This is a genomic window from Actinoplanes sp. OR16 (assembly GCF_004001265.1).
Classification (GTDB): Bacteria; Actinomycetota; Actinomycetes; order Mycobacteriales; family Micromonosporaceae; genus Actinoplanes.
The window spans coordinates 1,006,404-1,027,061 of record NZ_AP019371.1; the positions used below are offsets into that span (position 1 = coordinate 1,006,404).

Consider the following 20,658-nt stretch of genomic DNA (forward strand, 5'->3'; position numbering starts at 1 on the left):
CGACGTGGCTAAGAGCGCAGATGTCCTGCTCGCCGACGGCTCGACCGCGCATCTGCGGCAGATCCGCCCGGAAGATGCTCCGGCCATCGTGGACTTCCACTCCCGGATGAGCGACCGCACCCGGTACCTGCGGTACTTCTCGCCGTACCCGCGGATCCCGGAACGGGACCTGCAGCGCTTCGTCAACGTGGACCACCACGACCGGGAGGCGTTCGTGACCGTCGACGCCGACGAGCGGATCACCGCTGTCGGCCGGTACGAACGGCTCGGCCCGGACTCGATGGACGCCGAGGTGGCGTTCGTGGTCGAGGACGCGCACCAGGGCCGGGGCATCGGCTCGGTGCTGCTGGAGCATCTGGCGGAGGCGGCCCGGGAGAACGGGATGACCCGGTTCGTCGCCGAGGTGCTGCCGGAGAACGGCGGCATGCTGCGGGTCTTCGGCGACTCCGGGTACCAGGTGCAGCGCAAGTACGCGGACGGCGTGGTCCACCTCAGCTTCCCGATCGCGCCGACCGAGAAGTCCCGCGAGGTGCAGGAGTCCCGCGAGCACCTCACCGAGGCCCGCTCGATCGCCCGGCTGCTGGCCCCGCGGGGCATCGCCATCTACGGCGCCAGCGCCAGCGGGCAGGGCATCGGCGCCGCCATGCTGGGCAACCTGCGCGACGGCGGGTACACCGGCGAGATCGTCCCCGTGCATCCGAGCGCTGAGCGGGTAGCGGGGCTTCCGGCGTACCGAAACGCCTCGGAAGCCGGAGTCCCGATCGACCTCGCGCTGATCGCCGTGCCCGCGCATGCTGTTCCGGAGGCCGGGACGGACGCGGCCCGCGCCGGAGCGGGCGGCGTCGTGGTGGTCTCGGCGGGATTCGGCGAGACGGGACCGGACGGCGCATCCCAGCAACGCCGTCTCGTCGAGGCGGCACGGGCCGCGGGCCTCCGGGTGATCGGACCCAGCAGCTTCGGCATCGCCAACACCGATTCTTCGGTACGGCTGAACGCCACGCTCTCCCCGCGTCTACCCAAAGCCGGCCGGGTGGGCTTCTTCGCGCAGAGCGGCGCGCTCGGAGTGGCGCTGCTGGCCGAGGCCGACCGGCGGGGCCTGGGACTGTCCAGTTTCGTGTCGGCCGGCAACCGCGCCGACGTCTCCGGCAACGACCTGCTGCAGTTCTGGCAGGACGACCCGGGCACCGACGTGGTCCTGCTCTACCTGGAGACGTTCGGCAACCCGCGCAAGTTCGCCCGCCTGGCCCGCCGGATGAGCCGGGTGAAACCGGTCGTGGCGGTCGCGTCGGCGACCCGGCCGCCCGGTCTCGCCGGCGATGCGCCCGGTCCGGACGCCAATGCGGTGACTGCCCTGTTCGCCCGTTCCGGCGTCATCCGCGTGGACACCGTTCAGGAACTCTTCGACGTCGGCATGATCCTGGCCCACCAGCCGCTGCCGGGCGGCCGCCGGGTCGCGGTGGTCGGCAACTCGTCGGCCCTCGCCGAACTCGCCGTGGTGGCCTGCCACGCCGCCGGCCTGACCGTGGCGGACGGCTATCCCAGCGACGTGAGCCCGCTCGCCACCGCCCACGATCTCGCCGACGCCCTCGCCGACGCTGCCGTCGACCCCCGGGTGGACGCGCTCGTCGTGGTCTTCGCGCCACCGGTACCGGGCCAGCACGCCGACGAGGACGCCGACTTCGCGGCGGCGCTGGCGAGCGTGGCGCTGGCCGGCGAGAAACCGACCGTCGCGACGATGGTGTTCGGGCAGGTGCCGCCGCGAGTTCCGGCGTACCCGTCGGTGGAGGAGGCGGTGCGGGCACTGGCCCGGGTGGTGAACTACGCCGACTGGCTGCGCCGGCCGCCGGGCGTCATGCCGGCGCTCTCCGGCGTGGACCCGGCCGCCGCCGAGAGCGCCCCGACCGCCGGTGAGCTGCTCTCCGCGTACGGCATCTCCGTCGTACCGTCCACACTGGCCTCCTCGGTCTCCGCCGCCGTGAGCGCCGCGAACGAGCTGGGTTTCCCGGTCGCGCTGAAGGCGGCAGGCGGTGGGTTGCGCCATCGGATCGACCTCGGCGCGGTGCGCCTCGCTCTGGGCGAGGAGGAGGACGTACGTACGGCCTACCGTGAGCTGTCCGCCGCCTTCGGCCCGGACGTCCTGGTGCAGACGATGGTCCCTCCGGGCGTCGCGTGCCGCATCGAAGTGGTCGAGGACCCCGCGTTCGGCCCGGTCGTCGGTTTCGGCCTGGGCGGCGTAGCCAGCGAACTCCTCGGCGACCTGGCCTGGCGGGCCGCCCCCCTCACCGACCGTGCGGCCGAGGCCCTGGTCGACGAGCCACGAGCAGCCCCCCTGCTGCACGGCTACCGAGGCTCCACCCCGGTCGACCGAGCCGCCCTGATCGACCTCCTCCTGCGCGTGGGCCGCATAGCCGACGAGCACCCTCGCGTCCGCGCCCTGACCCTCAACCCGGTCCTGGCCCGCCCCGACGGCTTCTCCGTCCTCCACGCGGCAGCCGAATTCGGACCCCCCGACGCCCCCCGCCCCGACACCGGCCCCCGCCGCCTCCGCAGCGCCTAGCTCACCCATGCCGAACCGCCGGTACCGGCTTTTCGTCCGGGAGCGACAGAGGGTTTCAGTCGCCCCGGCGGAATACGCCCGCCAGCGCGGCGATCAAGGCTGTGGCCAGCAGCCAGCCCAGTAGGACAAGGACGCTGGTCATCGCATGGCTCAAGCCACTCGGTATCCATTTGCCGTAGCCGAGGTCGACCACGGGTAACAGACTGTCGACCGTGTACAGCAGCGCATTGAACGGAGGCGCGCCGTTGGTCTTGGTGAACGCTGACGGGCCGACGCTGTTGAAGTAGGCGGTTCCGACAACGATCACGCCGATCAGCCACGCGGCGCCACGCCATGGCCGGTAGCCATATCCGAACGTCCACCGCAGCAGTCCGCTCCACAACGCGGAAGGCACCCTCCACGTCCCGGTCCGTCGCCAGCGCCGCCGCTGAGACTCGATCAGCACATGCTTCGCCTCACTGGCGTGACCGTGCTTGCGCAGAACGTCGGCCAAGTGCGAGTAGCCGTTAGGACCGTATCCGTCAGGATCGATGGCCAGCCATTCGAGTCGATCGTCGACCGGCACCGTCGGGGGCTCCGGACGGATGGCCTCGTATCGGAATCCCGCCGTCTGCGTCGGCACCTTCCTCACCTTCTCGCCGTCGGTGAACTCCGTCGTGGTCACGCCGGTGAGGTCGATGTATCCATCGAGTAATGCCGGGTTCAGTACCAAGCTCGATTTGAGCGTTGCGTGGTTGAGGTTCAGTACGACGTTTCCCGGGCTCTCGAGTTTCGCCTGGTTGAAGATCACCGCGCCGGCGACGGTGCTGTGTGCGAGGTTGATCTGACCGGCCACGGCAGCGTCCGCGCGAAAGAACAATGAGCCCTCCAGCGTCAATCGCTGCGCATCCAGCGCGATCGCTCCCGGGTTGGCGAGCCGGGCACTGTCGAAGGCCAGTTCCGCACCGATCCTCGCGTCTCGCAGACGAATGGACCCCTCAGCTGACAGTTTCGCTCGCGCGAAGAAGCTGCCGCTGACGTGCAGCCGATCACCGGCCAGCGCAACACCGTCGGAGCCTGCCTTCAGCCGTGCCCCATGCAGCACCAACGAACCCTTGATCGTCGCTTCCTGCAGCCGAAACGTGCCGTCGACCTCAAAACCGGCTACCGCCTGGATGTTCCCCGCGATCGTCGCGTGTGACAGATCGATCGCATCTGAACCGGGATTGCTGAGGGAGGCACTATCCAACACCAGGTTGGATCCGATGTCGGCGTGGTGCAGGAGCAACTTGCCCTCCGCGGTGAATCCCGAGCGCATGAATATCGACCCGCTGACCTTCAACCCTTCGGCCAGGATGGTCATCGAGCCGGGGTTATAGAGGTAGGCGCCGTCGAAGTTGGCCTGCGCCCGGATGGCAGCGTTGAGCAGATTGATCTCGCCGTTGGTGGTGAATCCACCATTCGCCAGCAGATTGCGGCCGACAGATAGGTTCTCGGCGATCAGCGCGCCGTCTCCGGCTGTCCCGAGGTCGGCGTCCTGCAGAATCAGATTCCCCGCGACATCGGCTCCGGTAAGGATCACGGGCTTGCGGCTGATCAGCCCTCGCAGGTTCAGATCACCTCGGATACGTGCGCCTGCGGCACCCAGCCCCGGCACATTGCACTGCTGCAGCACCAGATAGGGGAACGACACGCCGTCCAGCATCAGTGGGCCGGTTCTCGTCGCGAACTCGCAGGCAAGAATCTCGAGAGGGCATCGCGCCGATATATCGCGTAAGTCGAGTTGGCCGACGATGACGGCACCCATCATCCGGACAGCACGCACCGTCAGCGGCGATCCAGAGGCGTCCACAGACAACTCGCCGTGCCCGCTCAGGAGCTGGTAGAGGACTTCGCTGCGGATCGTCCGTTCTTTCTTGTCGTTCTCCACCGAAGCGGTGGGCGGACCGAAGGTGTGGTCATGCCTGCGATCCCACCAGCTGCCGGTCTGGGCACAGGAGACAAGCGATGTCTCCGCTGGTGTCAGGTCTTCGGGGCGTAAGACTCGCCGACCGCCTACATCCATCGACGCAGGATAGACCGGCCGCGGCTGACGACCATGGGTGTGCGAGCACGCCACGCCACGTGACCGAGGCCGGATGAACGCCCTCCGTCGACTCAGGGGCAGCACTCGTCTCCTACGCAGATGCCTCCCACCCGTCGCCGGGTGGGAGGCATCGTGACTACCGGATGTCAGCTGCAGCCGGAGGTGGAGCCGCAGCCTTCGCAGACGTAGCAGGAACCGGCACGGCGCATCTTGGTGCCGCAGGTGAAGCAGAGCGGCGCGTCGGCGGCGTGGCCGGTGACGATCTCGAGGAGCTCGGTCGAGGAGCCGGCCGCGGGTGACTTCGCCTCGGCCACCTCGGCCACCGTGACGGTGGACGGGGCGATCGGGGCGGGCGTGACCGCAGGGGCGGCCGGGGCGGACGCGGCCATGCCGGCCAGGTCCACGGTGGCAGCTTCGGCGGCCGCTTCGGCCTGGGCCTGGGCGGTGCGCTCCTTCGCCGTGAAGATGCCGAGCTCGGCACGGGTCTCGTACGGCAGGAAGTCCAGCGCCAGGCGACGGAAGATGTAGTCCATCACCGAGGACGCCATGCGCACGTCCGGGTCGTCGGTCATACCGGCCGGCTCGAACCGCATGTTCGTGAACTTCGCGACGTACGTCTCCAGCGGGACGCCGTACTGCAGGCCTATCGAGATGGCGACCGAGAAGGCGTCCATCACGCCGGCCAGGGTGGAGCCCTGCTTCGACATCTTCAGGAAGACCTCACCGAGGCCGTCGTCCGGGTAGGACGACGCGGTCAGGTAGCCCTCGGCGCCGGCGACCGAGAAGGAGACCGTCTCGGACGGGCGCTTCTTCGGCAGGCGCTTGCGGACCGGGCGGTACTCGATGACCTTCTCGACGACCTTCTCGACCGCGGCGGCCGGGGCGGCCTCGGCAGCGACCGGAGCCGACGCCTTCGCGCCCTTGCCGGCCGAGAGCGGCTGGCCGACCTTGCAGTTGTCGCGGTAGATCGCGAGAGCCTTCAGGCCGAGCTTCCAGCCCTGGTAGTGGATCTCCTCGATCTCCTCGACGGTCGCCGTCTCCGGCATGTTGACCGTCTTCGAGATGGCGCCGGAGATGAACGGCTGCACGGCCGCCATCATCCGGACGTGGCCGAGCGGCGCGATGACCCGCTCGCCCATGGCGCAGTCGAAGACCGCGTAGTGCTCCGGCTTGAGGCCGGGCGCGTCGACGACGTTGCCGTGGTCGGCGATGTGCTCGACGATCGCCTCGACCTGCTCCTCGGGGTAGCCGAGGGTGCGCAGGGCACGCGGGACCGTCTGGTTGACGATCTGCATCGAGCCGCCGCCGACGAGCTTCTTGAACTTGACCAGGGCCAGGTCGGGCTCGATGCCGGTGGTGTCGCAGTCCATCATCAGGCCGATGGTGCCGGTCGGGGCGAGCACCGACGCCTGGGCGTTGCGCCAGCCGCTCTTCTCACCGATCTTGTTGCCGTTCTTCCACTGCTTCGTGGCCTCACGGACGATCTCGGTGGCGACGACGCCGACGGGACGGATCTCGTCGTTGGCCGCGGCGTGCTTGCGCATGACCCGCTGGTGGGCGTCGGCGTTGCGGGCGTAGCCCTCGTACGCGCCGACGACACCGGCCAGCTCGGCCGAGCGGCGGTAGGCGGTGCCGGTCATCAGCGAGGTGATGGCGGCGGCGACCGAGCGGCCGGCGTCCGAGTCGTAGGGCAGGCCGGACGCCATCAGCAGGGCGCCGATGTTCGCGTAGCCGATGCCCAGCTGACGGTAGGCGCGGGTGGTGACCCCGATCTTCTCGGTCGGGAAGTCGGCGAAGCAGATCGAGATGTCCATCGCGGTGATGATGAACTCGACGCTCTTGACGAACTTCTCCACCTCGAAGCCGCCGTCGGCCTTGAGGAACTTCATCAGGTTCAGCGAGGCCAGGTTGCAGGACGAGTCGTCCAGCGACATGTACTCCGAGCAGGGGTTGGACGCGGTGATCCGGCCCGTCTCGGGGTTCGTGTGCCAGTCGTTGATGGTGTCGTCGTACTGCAGGCCCGGGTCGGCGCACTCCCACGCGGCCTGGGCGATGCCGCGGAACAGCTTCTTGGCGTCGATCGTGTCGATCACCTCGCCGGTCATCCGGCCGCGGAGGCCGAACTCGGCGCCCTCCTCGTAGGCCCGCATGAACTCGTCGCTGACCCGCACCGAGTTGTTGGCGTTCTGGTACTGGACGCTGACGATGTCGGAGCCGCCGAGGTCCATGTCGAAGCCGGCGTCCCGCAGCGCGCGGATCTTGTCTTCCTCGCGCGCCTTGGTGGCGACGAACTCCTCGATGTCGGGGTGGTCGACGTCGAGGATGACCATCTTGGCGGCACGCCGGGTGGCGCCACCGGACTTGATGGTGCCCGCGCTGGCGTCGGCGCCGCGCATGAAGCTGACCGGGCCGCTGGCGGTGCCACCGGAGGAGAGCAGCTCCTTGGAGGAGCGGATCCGGGAGAGGTTGACGCCGGAGCCGGAGCCCCCCTTGAAGATCAGACCCTCTTCCTTGTACCAGTCGAGGATCGAGTCCATCGAGTCGTCGACGGAGAGGATGAAGCAGGCGCTGACCTGCTGCGGCGACTTGGTGCCGACGTTGAACCAGACCGGCGAGTTGAAGCTGAAGACCTGGTGCAGCAGCATCCAGGTGAGCTCGTGGTCGAAGACCTCGGCGTCGGCCGGCGTCGCGAAGTAGCCGTACTGCTCGCCCGCCTTGCGGTAGGTCTGCACGACACGGTCGATGAGCTGCCGCAGCGACTGCTCACGCTCGGGGCTGCCGACGGCGCCCCGGAAGTATTTGGTGGTGACGATGTTCGCCGCGTTCACACTCCAGAACGCCGGGAACTCCACGCCACGCTGCTCGAAGTTGATCGAGCCGTCACGCCAGTTGGTCATGACGACGTCGCGGCGCTCCCACTCCACCTCGTCGTACGGGTGAACGCCCTCGGTCGTCCACACCCGCTCCACACGCAGCCCCCCGGCCGCCGCGCCGGTGCCGCCGCTCGTGCGGCTGCGCTGGCGACCTGCTGTGATGCCGTCTCCGGCCATAAGGATGTGCTCCCCCTCGTAGTACCGCGGAAAGGTGACGCTGAATTGCCGGCTGATGTCAGCCGTTGAGCTTGGGCACCCGCGCGCCGGACCGCGGCGCGACGGCGTGTCGCGTCCCGGTTTCCCTGACGGCCGGCGCATCGCGAAGCGCGGCGATCTCCTTCTCGAACTCGTCCAGAGAATCGAACGCCTTGTAGACACTCGCGAACCGCAGATAGGCCACCTGGTCCAGCTCACGCAGAGGCGTGAGGATGGCCAGGCCCACCTCGTGGCTGGGGATCTCGGCGGCGCCACGGGCCCGGACGGTCTCCTCGACGCGCTGCGCGAGCAGAGCGATCGAGTCCTCGTCGACGGGCCGGCCCTGGCAGGCCTTCCGCACGCCACTCATGATCTTGGTCCGGCTGAAGGGCTCGGTGACGCCGCTGCGCTTGACCACCGCGAGAACCGCCTCCTCGACCGTGGTGAACCGCTTGCCGCACTCGGGGCACGACCGCCGCCGACGGATCAGCTGACCGTCGTCGGCCTCGCGCGAGTCGACCACGCGCGAATCAGCGTGGCGACAGTACGGGCAACGCACCGCAAGAACCCCCTCGACATCCCTCCCGGACGGCTGGCGGACATGCTGAAGCGCAGCTTCGCCATGGTCGGGACCAACGCGAGGCTGTGGACCGCATGTGGATAACCGGGGAGAGGGAAACCCAACCTGTGGATGACTTCCATCCGTGTAACCACTAGATGTTGGGGTAGACGCTATGCCCCGGCGGACGGCGGCGCAAGTTCAGCAACGTGCCGACGCGCCGCTTTTTCAACGTCACCACCAGGGGTGATGTCACGATCACTCGGCGCAGCGGGCGGGGGCTGCACGACGCGCCGGAGAACCGGACGACCCATCTCTCGGGTGACCACCACGGGACACCGAATCCCGCTGGTCAGCCTTGCGACGCGCTAGTGAACAACACGACACTCGCCAGCACGGCCAGGGCGAGGTAGACACCGAGCAGAACTGCCCGGCCACGCCGGGTGAGCCGCAGCGGCGGTGCGGCGTGTCGCATCCCACTGGAAACCATGACGACCCCTCTTCTCGGACACGCGTTCGATAGAACGTCCGTACGACGGTCTATCAGAACAGGAGTACGGAAGTCGAGCCTTCGAGCGCGACACGCCGGGAAAACGTCGTACAGATGTTTGAATATGTCGCATCTCCCTATTACGGTTTTCCGTCAAGAGGGGTCAGCCGGGCCGACGTCATCCCCACAGCGTCGTCCGGCTCCGCGACGCACCACGTGCCGGAAGGCACTGGCCGACAGGGAGGGCGGACGTGCCTACCGACGACCGCACGAGCCAACAGCAGCAACCGAACCCGGGGCCCGTCCGGCGCCGCACGCCGAGCCGGGGCCGCAGCGGAGACGCGCCCCAGCTGCGCTCGGTCACCCCGATCGGCCACGTCCCCGAGCCGGTCGCCACCGACCTGACCGCGCGCCAGCGGCGGATCCTGGAGTTCATCCGCGAGTGGGTGGAGAAATACGGCTACCCGCCCAGCGTCCGAGAGATCGGCGAGGCGGTCGGCCTGGTCTCACCGTCCAGCGTCGCCTACCAGCTGAAGGCGCTGGAGACCAAGGGATACCTGCGCCGCGACCCGAACCGGCCGCGTGCCGTGGACGTCCGCGCGCCCGGTGAGCTGGTCGACGACGAGGCGCTGCGCGCCGCCCGGCCGCAGCCCGCCTACGTCCCCCTGGTCGGCCGGATCGCGGCCGGTGGCCCGATCCTCGCCGAGCAGTCGGTGGAGGACTTCTTCCCGCTGCCGCGCGAGCTGGTCGGCGAGGGCGAGGTCTTCATGCTGGAGGTCAAGGGCGACTCGATGATCGACGCGGCGATCTGCAACGGCGACTGGGTGGTGGTCCGCCAGCAGCCCACCGCCGAGGCGGGCGACATCGTGGCCGCGATGATCGACGGCGAGGCGACGGTGAAGAGTTACCGGCAGCGCGACGGGCACGTCTGGCTCATGCCGGCCAACCCCGCCTTCGACCCGATCCCGGGTGACGACGCCACCATCATGGGCCGCGTCGTAGCGGTCCTGCGCCGCGTCTGACCCGTTCACGACGAAGGCCGGCCCTCTTCCGAGGACCGGCCTTCTCTTTCCTTGTACGTCGTGAGCGCCGAGCTAACGCTGGTAATCCTGGTCGTCGGGGCGACCGTAGACACCGCCGCCGCGACCCGGGGGCTGCTGTCCACGGCCCGGAGGCTGCTGCTGCGGGCCACGCGGGCCACCCTGCGGAGGACCACCCTGAGGACCGCGCGGCTGCTGCTGCGGACGGCCACCCTGCTGCGGGCCGCGAGGCGGCTGCTGCTGCGGACGACCGCCCTGCTGCGGACCCCGCGGACCACCCTGCGGAGGACCGCCCTGAGGACCACGCGGTGGCATCTGCTGCGGACGGCCGCCCGGTTGGGGACCACCCTGCTGGGGACGGCCCTGCTGCGGGCCGCGCGGCGGCTGTGGACGGCCACCCTGCTGCGGGCCCTGAGGAGGACGCGGCGGCTGCTGGCCGGCGGGTCGCCCGTATTGCCCGCCGGCGGACTGCGCACCGCCCGACGGGGCACCCACCGGTGCTCCTCCGTAGACGCCGTTGCCACCACGCTGAGGACCACCCGGGCCGCCGGGCAGCGGGCCGGAATGGCCACCGGACTGGGCGCCGCCGTAGACCGGGCCACCACCGCCGGGGCCGCCGCCGGGACGCCCGTACGCCGGGGCACGCTGCGGCAGGCCGCCGACCCCGATCAGCTCGGTCTCCGGGTCGTCGGTGTTCAGGCCGCCGGGCAGGTCGTCCGCCTCGGACGCGGCGGTCGCCCGCGGCGACTTGCGGAACCGGACGATGCCGAAGACACCGGCGCCGACCAGGATCAGGCCGAGCGCGCCGATGCCGGCGACCAGGTAGGTCAGATTGTCGAGGTCGGTGTACCACGCGGCGCCGGCGGTGTCCTGGCCGGACTTCTTCGAGATCGCGGCGACCTCGGTGGCCGGCTCGTACTCCCGGATGTAGCTGACGGTCTCGGTGTCGCCGTTCATGTCGGAGACCGTGAGGAACTGCTTGCCGTCCGAGCTGTACGAGATCGCCTCGCCGAACGGCTCGTTCGGCAGGCCGGTGGTGCGCGGCTCGTTCTTCAGGGCGGCGACCACGTCGCCGTTCGCCACATCCCATTCCAGGGCGTCGGTGTACGTCCGGAGCGCGACCTTCGTGCCGCCGGGCGCCACCGCGCCGCCGGTGATCGTCCGGTTGCCGATGCGGGCCACCGCGTTGCCGGCCGTCTCGGTCGCGTTGACCGTGAGATCCGCCACCTTGGTCATCGCCACGCCGTCGGCGCTCTTCGCCACGAGCGGGCCGGACGGCTTGTAGACCCCGGCCGTCGCGCCGATCTCCTTGGTCACCACGAGCGGGAGGCCGTCGCCGTCGATCAGCAGCGCCTCGGCGTCGTGCGAGTCACCGTCCGGGTAGGTCATCCGGTACAGCGTGGGCTTCTTCGAGCCGTCGGCCGGCATCTTCCACACGGCGATGGCCGGGCGCGGTTTCGGGTCGTCGCCGCGGACGCCGTTGTCACCGATGTCAGCGATCCAGAGCGTGTCGCCGTCCGCCGACAACACCATGTCCTCGGTGTCGAGCGGGCCGTCGCCGCTGTATGACTGCTCATCGGTGACGGCGCACTTCTTGCTGAGGAAGAAGATCTTCTCCTTGGCGGAGTCCTCAGTGCCGTCGTTGATGGCGACATACCCGTTCTTCGTCGCCACCAGGCCGGAGATCTCGTCCAGCCGCTTGTCGGTGATCTTGCAAAGCCTCTTGCCGGGTGTCGCCTTGGCACTCACCGTCGGCGCGGGTGTCGGGTCCTCGGCGGACGCGCTTGAGGAACCGACCATCACGAAGCCCATGGCCACGATGATCGAGAAGACGAGACGCCGCATCCGAACAGTGTCGCATGCGGCGTCGCCCGTTGGTATTACGTGTGGATCAACGCTGGTGGGAGCGCTTCTGGACGCCGGGCCTCACAACCGGAAACCGTCCAGCTCAGCGGCGAGCTCCTCGTCCACCCGGACGCGAAGCTCGGTGCCGTCGTCCAGGTGTCGCGACTGCAGCACCTGACCGGACCGGTGCACCCTGGCCACCAGGTCGGCCCGCGCGTACGGCAGGAGGACCGTCATGTCGACGGCCGGCCGAGGCAGCCGCTCGGCGATGGCCGCGTGCAGCTCGGCGATGCCCGCTCCGGACCGCGCCGAGACGAAGACGGCATCCGGCCAGGCCCGCTTGAGCCGCAAGATCGTCTCTTCGTCGGACGCGTCCACCTTGTTGACCACGAGCAGCTCGGGAATCCGGTCGGCGCCGACCTCACCCAGCACCTCGCGGACCGCGCTGACCTGACCCTCCGGGTCCGGGTGGGCGCCGTCCACGACGTGCACCACCAGGTCGGCCTGGGCCACCTCCTCGAGCGTGGAGCGGAACGCCTCCACGATCTGGTGCGGCAGATGACGGACGAAACCGACGGTGTCGGAGAGCGTGAAGACACGCCCGTCCTCGGCGGCCGTCCGCCGGGTCGTCGGGTCGAGCGTGGCGAAGAGCGCGTCCTCGACCAGCACACCGGCCTGGGTCAGCCGGTTCAGCAGGCTGGACTTGCCGGCGTTGGTGTAACCGGCGATCGCCACGGCCGGCACGCCGCTGGCGGCACGGCGGGAACGCTTGGTCTCCCGTACCGTCTTCATGGCCTTGATCTCACGCCGGAGCTTCGCGATCCGGGTGTTGATCCGCCGGCGGTCGGTCTCCAGCTTCGTCTCACCGGGACCACGCGTGCCCACACCGCCGCCGCCCGAGCCGCCACCGGCGCCACCGCCCTGGCGGGACAGCGAGTCACCCCAGCCGCGCAGACGCGGCAGAAGGTATTGCAGCTGGGCGAGCTCGACCTGCGCCTTGCCCTCCCGGCTCTTGGCGTGCTGAGCGAAGATGTCGAGGATCAGCGCGGTCCGGTCGACGACCTTGACCTTGATCTGCTCCTCGAGCTTGCGCAGCTGTGAGGGTGAGAGCTCACCGTCACAGATGACGGTGTCGGCGCCGGTCAACACGACCACGTCGCGCAGCTCGTCGACCTTGCCGCGGCCGATGAAGGTGGCCGCGTCGGGTTGCCTGCGTCGCTGGATCAGGCCCTCGAGGACCTGGGAGCCCGCGGTCTCGGCGAGCGCGGCCAGCTCGGTCAGCGAGTTCTCGGCATCGGAGACGCTTCCCTCGGTCCAGACGCCGACCAGCACCACTCTCTCGAGTCGCAACTGGCGGTACTCGACCTCGGTGACGTCGGTCAGCTCGGTGGAGAGCCCGGCGACGCGCCGTAGCGAGTGCCGCTCCTCGAGCTCGAGCTCGCCGGTGGTCAGGTCGGGTTCGTCCAGCACTGGTGCTTGGTGGATGTTTCGCAAAAGTGACCTCCTCCGGCCCGATCGTGGCACGTCACGCCTCTCGGCGCATCCACATAACCCAGCCGGACGTTCTGGCAGTCGGAAACTGACTAATGAGTAACCACCGCGGCAGCGCCGGTTATTCCGCAAGAGCGACAATACGGAGACTCACCCACTTGACGTCGAAGGGGACACCGTGGTGACCACCCGCCTGCCGAGCGCAGGATTCTCGATCACGATTCGCATCGCAGTCACAGCGGACGCCTCGTCCATCGGCCGGCTCACCACCTGCGTGGGCGAGGCCGGAGCGATCGTGACGGCACTGGACGTGGTCGACTCGGACGCCACGCACGTGATCGTCGACCTCACCTGCGACACCGCCGACGCGGCGCACGCCGATCAGGTCGTCAAGCAGCTCGAGGACCAGGACGGCGTCGACGTCCGCAAGGTCTCCGACCGGACGTTCCTGCTGCACCTGGGCGGCAAGATCGAGGTCAGCTCGAAGGTCGCGCTCCGTAACCGGGACGAGCTGTCCCGGGCGTACACCCCCGGTGTGGCCCGGGTCTGCATGGCGATCGCCGAGAACCCGGCCGACGCCCGCCGCCTCACCATCAAGCGCAACACCGTGGCAGTGGTCAGCGACGGCTCCGCGGTGCTCGGCCTCGGCAACATCGGCCCGGCCGCCGCCATGCCGGTCATGGAGGGCAAGGCCGCCCTCTTCAAGCGGTTCGGCGGCGTCGACGCGTGGCCGGTCGTGCTCGACACCCAGGACACCGACGAGATCGTGGCGATCGTGAAGGCGATCGCCCCGGCGTACGGCGGGATCAACCTGGAGGACATCGCCGCGCCGCGGTGCTTCGAGATCGAGGCGCGGCTGCGGGAGATGCTCGACATCCCGGTCTTCCACGACGACCAGCACGGCACCGCGATCTGCGTGCTCGCCGCCCTGACCAACGCGCTGCGGGTGGTCGGCAAGCGGATGGAGGACGTCAAGGTGGTCGTCTCCGGCGCCGGCGCGGCCGGCACGGCGATCATGAAGCTGCTGATGCGTCAGGGCGTGGGCGACATCATCGCGTACGACCGCAGGGGCGCCCTGCACCGCGGCATGCCCGACCTGAACGAGTCGATGCAGTGGCTGGCCGACAACACGAACAAGGAGAACTACGCGGGTGACCTGCCCGGCGCGATCGTCGGCGCCGACGTCTTCATCGGCGTCTCCGCGCCGAACCTGCTGACCGGCGACGACATCGCGAAGATGGCCGAGAAGTCGATCGTGTTCGCGATGGCCAACCCGGACCCGGAGGTCGACCCGAGGGAGGCCCGCAAGCACGCCGCGATCGTGGCCACCGGGCGGTCCGACCAGCCGAACCAGATCAACAACGTGCTGGCGTTCCCGGGTGTCTTCCGCGGTCTGCTCGACGCCGGCGCCGAGGAGTTCACCGAGGAGATGGCGCTCGCCGCGGCCCGGGCGATCGCCGACGTGGTGGGCGAGGACAAGCTCAACCCGACCGTCATCATCCCGAGCGTCTTCGACCACCGGGTGACGCCGGCGGTGGCGGCCGCGATCCGGGCCGTCGTCCGTGGCGTCCCGGTCCCGACCAACCCGGCCGCCCTGCCGGAGTCGGAGCTGGACAAGGCCCCGGAGGGGGTCTTCTAGCGGCCGGTGGACCAGCCGGTCAGCTCGCCGACGTGGTCGGTGATCAGGCCGGCTGCTCCCGCTTCGACGAGGGCGGGCCACTGGCTGCGGTCGTTCGCCGTCCAGGGCATCACGCCGACCCCCTCGCCGGCCAGCTCGGCGACCACGTCCGGGTTGCCGAGCACGTCGGCCACCGGCGGGTTGCAGAGGGAGACGGCCAGCTCGCGGGAGAGGGACACGGTCTCCGCGTCGAAGCGGAAGAGCAGCAGGCCCCGCCGCACCTCGGGAGCCATCTCGCGGGCCTTGCGGACCACGTCCGGGTCGAAGCTCTGCACCACCGTGCGGGCCAGCAGGTCGCGCTCGGCGAGGTGGGCGATCACCGACTTCACCTCGTCGAGCGTGGCCGGGGACTTGATCTCCACGAGCAGGTCGGCCGCGGCGGGCAGGAGCAGGTCGAGGGTCTCGGCCAGGGTGGGCACGCGGGCGCCGGCGAAGGCGGGACCGAAGCGTACGCCGGCGTCCAGCCCGGCGATCTCCTCCCAACGCAGGTCCCAGACCCGGCCGTGGCCCGTCGTGGTCCGGTCGACGGTCCGGTCGTGGATCACCACGGGAACGCCGTCGGCCGTCACCCGCACGTCGAACTCGACGATCGTGGCGCCGGCCCGGACCGCGGCCTCGAAGGCGGGCAGCGTGTTCTCCGGCGCCACGGCGGCATAGCCGCGATGGGCGACGCGGTGCAGCATCAGCGCCCACCGCCGCTGGGAGCGCGGCGCAGCGTCACAGGACCTCGCCCGTGGCGACCAGGACCGCCGGGCCGGCCAGCCACCAGGCGCCGTCGTCGTCGCAGGTGACGGTCAGGCGGCCACCGGGCACGTCGACGGCGATCGAGCCGGCGGTGAGACCGGTGTCGCGCAGGGCGACGGCGCCGACCGCGAGGGCGCCGGTGCCGCAGGACAGGGTCTCGCCGGAACCGCGCTCGTGGACCCGCATCCGGACGTGACCGTCCACTCCCCCGACCGGCTCGGCCGCCTCGACGAACTCCACGTTCACGCCGTGCGGGAACACGCCGGCGTCGTGGAGCGGCTCACGGGTGAGGTCGAGCCCGTCCAGCGCCACTCCGTCGTGCAGACCGCAGACGAGATGTGGATTTCCGACGTTCACCGCGACACCGGTGAAGGTGAGGGGGCCGATGGTGGCGGTGCTTCCGGCGTACAGATCGGGGGTGGTCATCCGCACCCGGATGGTCTCCGCCCCGACCAGGGCGACCATGGTCCCGGCTCGCGTCGCCACCGGGATGCCGGACGCGTCGGCGGCGGCGAGGCCGTTCTCCAGCAGATAGCGCACGAAGACGCGGACGCCGTTGCCGCACATCTCGGCGATCGAGCCGTCGCTGTTCCAGTAGTCCATGAACCACTCGGCCTCGCCGGCGAGACCGGCGCCCTCCGGGAGTTTCGCGCTGCGCACCACCCGCAGCACGCCGTCGGCGCCGATGCCCCGGCGCCGGTCGCAGAGCGACGCGACGAGCTCCGGCGTGAGCGTCAGCTCGCCGTCGGGGTCGGGCAGGATCACGAAGTCGTTGCCGGTTCCATGGCCTTTGGTGAAACGCACGTGGCCCATCATCGCGCAACCGACAGCGCGTCGGCCAGCAGCGTGGGCGAGGATCCGTCCAGCCAGGTGATCGACGGGTCGCGGCGGAACCAGGAGCGCTGGCGGCGGACGAACCGGCGGGTGCCGCGCGTCGTGTCGTCCTTCGCCTCGTCCTCGGTCATCAGGCCGTCGATCTGCGCGAGCGCCTGCTGGTAGCCGAGGGCCAGGGAGGCGGTGCGGCCGTCCCGGATGCCGGTCAGGCCCCGCACCTCGTCGATCAGGCCCGCCTGCCACATCAGGTCGACTCGGAGGGCGATCCGCTCGTCCAGTGCGGCCGTGTCCCGGTCGACGCCGATCTGGACGGCGTCGTAGACCGGCTTCGGGTCGGGCAGGGACGCGGTGAAGGGCTTACCGGTCAGTTCGATGACTTCCAGGGCGCGGACGATCCGCCGGCCGTTGGTGGGCAGGATCTTGGAAGCCGCTTCGGGGTCCTTCTCCGACAAGAGCGCATGCAGCGGGGCGCCGGCCGCCCACTCGGCCTCCAGGCGCGCCCGGATCGCGGCATCCGTCCCGGGGAACGCGAAGTCCTCCAGCACCGCGCGCACGTACAGGCCCGATCCACCGACCAGGATCGGAATCCTCCGGCGGCCGAGGATGTCGTCGATCGCCGCGCGGGCCAGACGCTGATATTCGGCGACGGCGGCCGGCTCGGTCACGTCCCAGATGTCGAGCAGATGGTGCGGAACGCCCTCCCGTTCGGCCGGGCTCAGTTTGGCCGTGCCGATGTCCATGCCCCGGTAGAGCTGCATGGAGTCGGCGTTGACCACCTCACCACCCAGTTCATGGGCGAGGGCGATGCTCAGGGCGGACTTGCCGGCCGCCGTCGGACCGACGACGGTGAGCACTCGACGACCTGCTTCCGTGGGCACGGAGCAACCGTAGGACACCGTTGTGTCACGGTCGTTCTCGGGAGCTTTCCCCTGACCGGGTTGGACCTGTGACAATGCGCGAGAAAGAATGCCGGTGGGAAGATTGGCATTCACTGCGCTGTGGCGGTTGCCGAGGGCCGATTTGGTCCGGCGGTGCCGGGAGAACGAGGATGAGCTCATGAACGACTGGACGGCTTTCGGGCGCGTGGATGCCGACGGCACCGTGTACGTGAAGACCGCCGAGGGCGACCGGGTGGTCGGCTCCTGGCAGGCGGGTACGCCGGAGGAGGGTCTGGCGCACTTCGCTCGCCGATTCGCCGACCTGGTGACCGAGGTCGACCTCGTCGAGGCTCGCCTCAAGTCCGGCGCGGCGGACGCGTCCCACTCGCTGGCAAGCGTGAAGCGTCTGCGCACCACGCTCGACGAGGCCCACGTGGTCGGCGACATCGAGGGGCTGAGCAACCGGCTGGACCGGCTCGCCGCCCTCGCCGAGGAGAAGGCGGGCGAGGCCCGGGCCGCACGTGAGGTCGCGCGTACCGAGGCGCTCGCGCGCAAGACCGCCCTCGTCGAGGAGGCGGAGAAGATCGCTGCCGAGGCGACCGGCTGGAAGACGGCCGGCGACCGCCTCAAGGAGATCCTCGACGAGTGGAAGACGATCCGCGGCGTCGACAAGAAGACCGACGGTGAGCTGTGGAAGCGGTTCGCGACCGCGCGAGACGGGTTCACCCGCCGCCGCGGCGCCCACTTCGCCACCCTCGACGGGCAGCGCAAGCAGGCCCAGACCGCCAAGGAAGAGCTGGTCAAGGAGGCGGAGAGCCTCGCCGACTCGACCGAGTGGTCCAGCACGGCCAACCGGCTCAAGGAGCTGATGACCGAGTGGAAGTCGGCGCCGCGCGCCGCGAAGGAGGCCGAGCAGCGCCTCTGGGAACGCTTCCGGGCCGCCCAGGACGCGTTCTTCACCCGCCGCAGCGAGGTCTTCTCCGCCCGCGACGCGGAATACCAGGGCAACCTGGAGAAGAAGCAGGCCATCCTCGCCGAGGTCGAGGCTCTGGACGTGGACGCCGACGCCCGCGCCGCGCAGAACAAGCTCCGCGACGCGCAGGCCGCCTGGCACGAGGCCGGCCGGGTGCCGCGTGAGGCGTCCGCGTCGCTCGACCGTCGCTGGCGGGCCGCCGAGGAGCGGATCCGGGTGGCGATGGACTCCGCGTGGCGCAAGACCAGCCCGCAGGACAACCCGCTGCTGCGTCAGATGCGTGACCAGGTCGCCGAGGCCGAGCAGCGTCTCGCCCGCGCCCAGGCCGCCGGCGACACCCGCCGGATCAAGGAGGCCGAGCAGGCCCTCGCGTCGAAGCGGCAGTTCCTCGCCCTGGCCGAGCAGGCGAACTGATCTCAGCTGCGTGAGTCGGCGGCGGGCCGTTGGTCCGCCGCCTTTCTCATCCCTGTACGAATCACCCTTCCGTGTTGGCGCCGGTACAGACGACAGCCACTGAGCGGTTCCGGAAGCGGTCCGGGTGCTCCAGCAACGCCGCGAGGGCTGCCGCCCCGGCGCCCTCGGACTGGGTGTGCGCGGCCGACGCGAGCAGGCCGCGGGCCTCGGCGATCCGGTCGTCGCCGACGAGCAGGAAGTCGGCGAGACGGCCGGCCATGAGCCGTTGCGGCAGCTCGTATCCGCGCCCGGTGGCGAGACCGGCGGCGGTGGTCCGGTTCGGGCGTTTCAGCAGCGTGCCGGCGCGCCACGAGTCGTGGGCCGCCGGGGACGCGGCGGACTGGACGGCGATGATCTCGCACTCCGGGGCCAGCTTCTCGGCCACCAGGCAGGCGGCGGCCGCGCCGGTGCCACTGCCCACCGGGACGACGATGGCGTCCAGGTCCGGCCGGGCCTCGAGGATCTCCAGGTAGAGCGTGCCGACGCCGGCCAGCAGCTCCGGGGTGTCGCCCGGGCTGACCAGGCGGGCCCCGGTGGCGGCGGCCAGCTGCTGGGCGTGGGACTCGGCGCCGGCCAGGCAGTCGCCGGCGAGCACCGCCCGCGCGCCCCAGGCCTCGACCGCCTCCGCCTTGTACGCGGGGGTTCCGGCCGGCATCACGACCGTGCAGTCCACGCCGTAGACGTGACCGGCGTAGGCGAGCGACTGCGCGTGGTTGCCGGTCGAGTAGGTGACGATCCGGTCCTCGTCCGTGGCGGCCAGCAGGTTGAGGCCGCCGCGCACCTTGAAGGCGCCGACCGGCTGAGTGTTCTCGTGCTTGACCAGCACGTTCGCTCCCACCCGGCGATCGAGGAGCGGATAGGACCACATCGGCGTGGGCGGCAGGTGATCGGCCACGACGGTCCGGGCTGCTTCGATGTCGGCGAAGGTGAGATCCATGCCTTCGATCCTGGGCGCTCGCCTTCCATAGATCTAATGCCAGGATTCTGGGTGTTCCATAGACTCGATTGATACGTTGGCGCGATGCTCGACGTCACCAGGCTGACCGTGCTCGTGGCGGTGGCCCGGCACGGTTCGGTCACCGCCGCCGCCCGCGCCCTGCACTACGCCCAGCCCTCGGTCAGCCACCACCTGGCCCGGCTCGAAGCCGAGACCGGCAGCCGGCTGATCCAGCGGGTCGGCCGCGGCGTCCGGCTCACCGAGGCGGGCCGGATCCTCGCTGACCGGGCCGAAGAGATCCTGGGCCGGCTGGAGTCGGCCGAGGCGGAACTGGCCGCGCACACCGGCCTGCGCAGCGGCAGGGTGCGGCTGGCCGCCTTTCCGTCGGCGCTGGGGACGTTCGTGCCGATCGCCGCGGCCGGGTTCGCGGCCGCGCACCCGGGGCTGGACCTGCGGTTCAGCGAGGCCGAGCCGCCCGCGGCGGTCCGCCTCCTGCGCAGCGGCGACGTGGACGCCGCCCTGCTGTTCACCCACCCCGGCGACATGACCCCGGACCTGGACGGCCTGCGGTGCGAGCAACTGCTCGAGGAGGGCACGAACCTGGTCGTCCCCCTCTCCTGGAGCGGCGACCGGCTGGCCGACCACCGCGACCGCCCGTGGATCGGTGGCTGCGAGCGCTGCCGGGTCCGCCTGGTGAACGACTGCGCAGCCGAGGGGTTCACCCCCGACATCCGCTTCACCACCGACGACTACGTGGCAGTCCAGGCCCTGGTCGCAGCCGCCCTGGGCGCCACGACCCTCCCGTCACTGGCCTTGGCAGCCCACCAGAACCCTCAAGTCCGAGTGATCCCCCTGCCAGGCCCAGGACGCCGCATCCAGGTGGCGGTAGCCGGCGACCCACCGGACCCCCCGGCCACAGCAGCCCTATTGACCCACCTGAGAGCCGCGGCCCACTCTTTCCCGGGCCTGCGTTCCCGCTGAGCGGGTCGTTTCACGCCCCGCGAGGGCACGCCGGTCCCGCCGGCGAACCGCGCCGGGGGAACGCA

At 70.3% G+C, this 20,658-nt stretch carries 14 protein-coding genes; 5 read left to right on the forward strand and 9 right to left on the reverse strand.

The window, feature by feature from the left end:
- Positions 1–4: 4 nt before the first annotated feature.
- Entirely contained in the window at positions 5–2,557 is a 2,553-nt protein-coding gene (locus EP757_RS04585) for a bifunctional GNAT family N-acetyltransferase/acetate--CoA ligase family protein (RefSeq protein WP_127542954.1), read from the forward strand.
- Positions 2,558–2,612: 55 nt separating this feature from the next.
- Here EP757_RS04585 and EP757_RS04590 read toward each other — a convergent pair whose 3' ends face one another.
- The 3 genes from EP757_RS04590 to nrdR all read right to left on the reverse strand — a co-directional run bounded on the left by EP757_RS04590 (position 2,613) and on the right by nrdR (position 8,249).
- Positions 2,613–4,601 (reverse strand): hypothetical protein, encoded by a 1,989-nt coding sequence (locus EP757_RS04590; protein ID WP_127542955.1) that lies wholly within the window; start codon positions 4,599–4,601, stop codon positions 2,613–2,615.
- A 167-nt stretch (positions 4,602–4,768) separates the two neighbouring features.
- A complete protein-coding gene (locus tag EP757_RS04595) occupies positions 4,769–7,672 on the reverse strand; it encodes a vitamin B12-dependent ribonucleotide reductase (RefSeq protein ID WP_127542956.1) in 2,904 nt (967 codons plus the stop codon).
- A gap of 58 nt (positions 7,673–7,730) precedes the next feature.
- Positions 7,731–8,249 (reverse strand): transcriptional regulator NrdR, encoded by a 519-nt coding sequence (gene nrdR, locus EP757_RS04600; protein ID WP_127542957.1) that lies wholly within the window; start codon positions 8,247–8,249, stop codon positions 7,731–7,733.
- Positions 8,250–8,990: 741 nt separating this feature from the next.
- Here nrdR and lexA point away from each other — a divergent pair.
- Positions 8,991–9,761, forward strand: coding sequence for a transcriptional repressor LexA (gene lexA / locus EP757_RS04605; RefSeq protein ID WP_127542958.1), 771 nt, complete (start codon positions 8,991–8,993; stop codon positions 9,759–9,761).
- A 72-nt stretch (positions 9,762–9,833) separates the two neighbouring features.
- On the opposite strand, the gene EP757_RS04610 is transcribed toward lexA, so the two are convergent.
- Positions 9,834–11,624 carry a hypothetical protein gene (locus EP757_RS04610; RefSeq protein ID WP_127542959.1) on the reverse strand — a complete coding sequence of 597 codons (1,791 nt, stop codon included), beginning with the start codon at positions 11,622–11,624 and terminating at the stop codon, positions 9,834–9,836.
- Between the two features lie 81 nt (positions 11,625–11,705).
- On the reverse strand, positions 11,706–13,094 hold the full coding sequence (hflX, locus tag EP757_RS04615) for a GTPase HflX (protein ID WP_232050371.1): 1,389 nt from the start codon (positions 13,092–13,094) through the stop codon (positions 11,706–11,708).
- A gap of 199 nt (positions 13,095–13,293) precedes the next feature.
- Between hflX and EP757_RS04620 the strand changes: the two genes are divergently transcribed.
- The gene (locus tag EP757_RS04620) at positions 13,294–14,754 is read left to right on the forward strand and encodes an NAD-dependent malic enzyme (RefSeq protein ID WP_127542961.1); all 1,461 of its coding nucleotides are present in this window, start codon (positions 13,294–13,296) and stop codon (positions 14,752–14,754) included.
- Here the strand turns inward: EP757_RS04620 and EP757_RS04625 are convergent.
- The 3 genes from EP757_RS04625 to miaA are packed head-to-tail and all read right to left on the reverse strand — an operon-like array spanning position 14,751 to position 17,267.
- Positions 14,751–15,476 (reverse strand): glycerophosphodiester phosphodiesterase family protein, encoded by a 726-nt coding sequence (locus EP757_RS04625; protein ID WP_127542962.1) that lies wholly within the window; start codon positions 15,474–15,476, stop codon positions 14,751–14,753. The genes EP757_RS04620 and EP757_RS04625 overlap by 4 nt on opposite strands.
- A 34-nt stretch (positions 15,477–15,510) precedes the next feature.
- Entirely contained in the window at positions 15,511–16,341 is an 831-nt protein-coding gene (gene dapF, locus EP757_RS04630) for a diaminopimelate epimerase (protein WP_127542963.1), read from the reverse strand.
- A gap of 8 nt (positions 16,342–16,349) precedes the next feature.
- Complete coding sequence (miaA, locus tag EP757_RS04635; protein WP_127542964.1) at positions 16,350–17,267, reverse strand: tRNA (adenosine(37)-N6)-dimethylallyltransferase MiaA; 918 nt, start codon at positions 17,265–17,267, stop codon at positions 16,350–16,352.
- Positions 17,268–17,427: 160 nt separating this feature from the next.
- Here miaA and EP757_RS04640 point away from each other — a divergent pair, with 160 nt between their 5' ends.
- Complete coding sequence (locus tag EP757_RS04640; RefSeq protein WP_127542965.1) at positions 17,428–18,636, forward strand: DUF349 domain-containing protein; 1,209 nt, start codon at positions 17,428–17,430, stop codon at positions 18,634–18,636.
- A 61-nt stretch (positions 18,637–18,697) separates the two neighbouring features.
- On the opposite strand, the gene EP757_RS04645 is transcribed toward EP757_RS04640, so the two are convergent.
- Positions 18,698–19,612: a threonine/serine dehydratase gene (locus EP757_RS04645; RefSeq protein WP_127542966.1), complete on the reverse strand. Its 915-nt coding sequence runs from the start codon at positions 19,610–19,612 to the stop codon at positions 18,698–18,700.
- 84 nt (positions 19,613–19,696) lie between these two features.
- Here EP757_RS04645 and EP757_RS04650 point away from each other — a divergent pair, with 84 nt between their 5' ends.
- Positions 19,697–20,593 (forward strand): LysR family transcriptional regulator, encoded by an 897-nt coding sequence (locus EP757_RS04650; RefSeq protein ID WP_127542967.1) that lies wholly within the window; start codon positions 19,697–19,699, stop codon positions 20,591–20,593.
- The last annotated feature ends 65 nt before the right edge of the window (positions 20,594–20,658 follow it).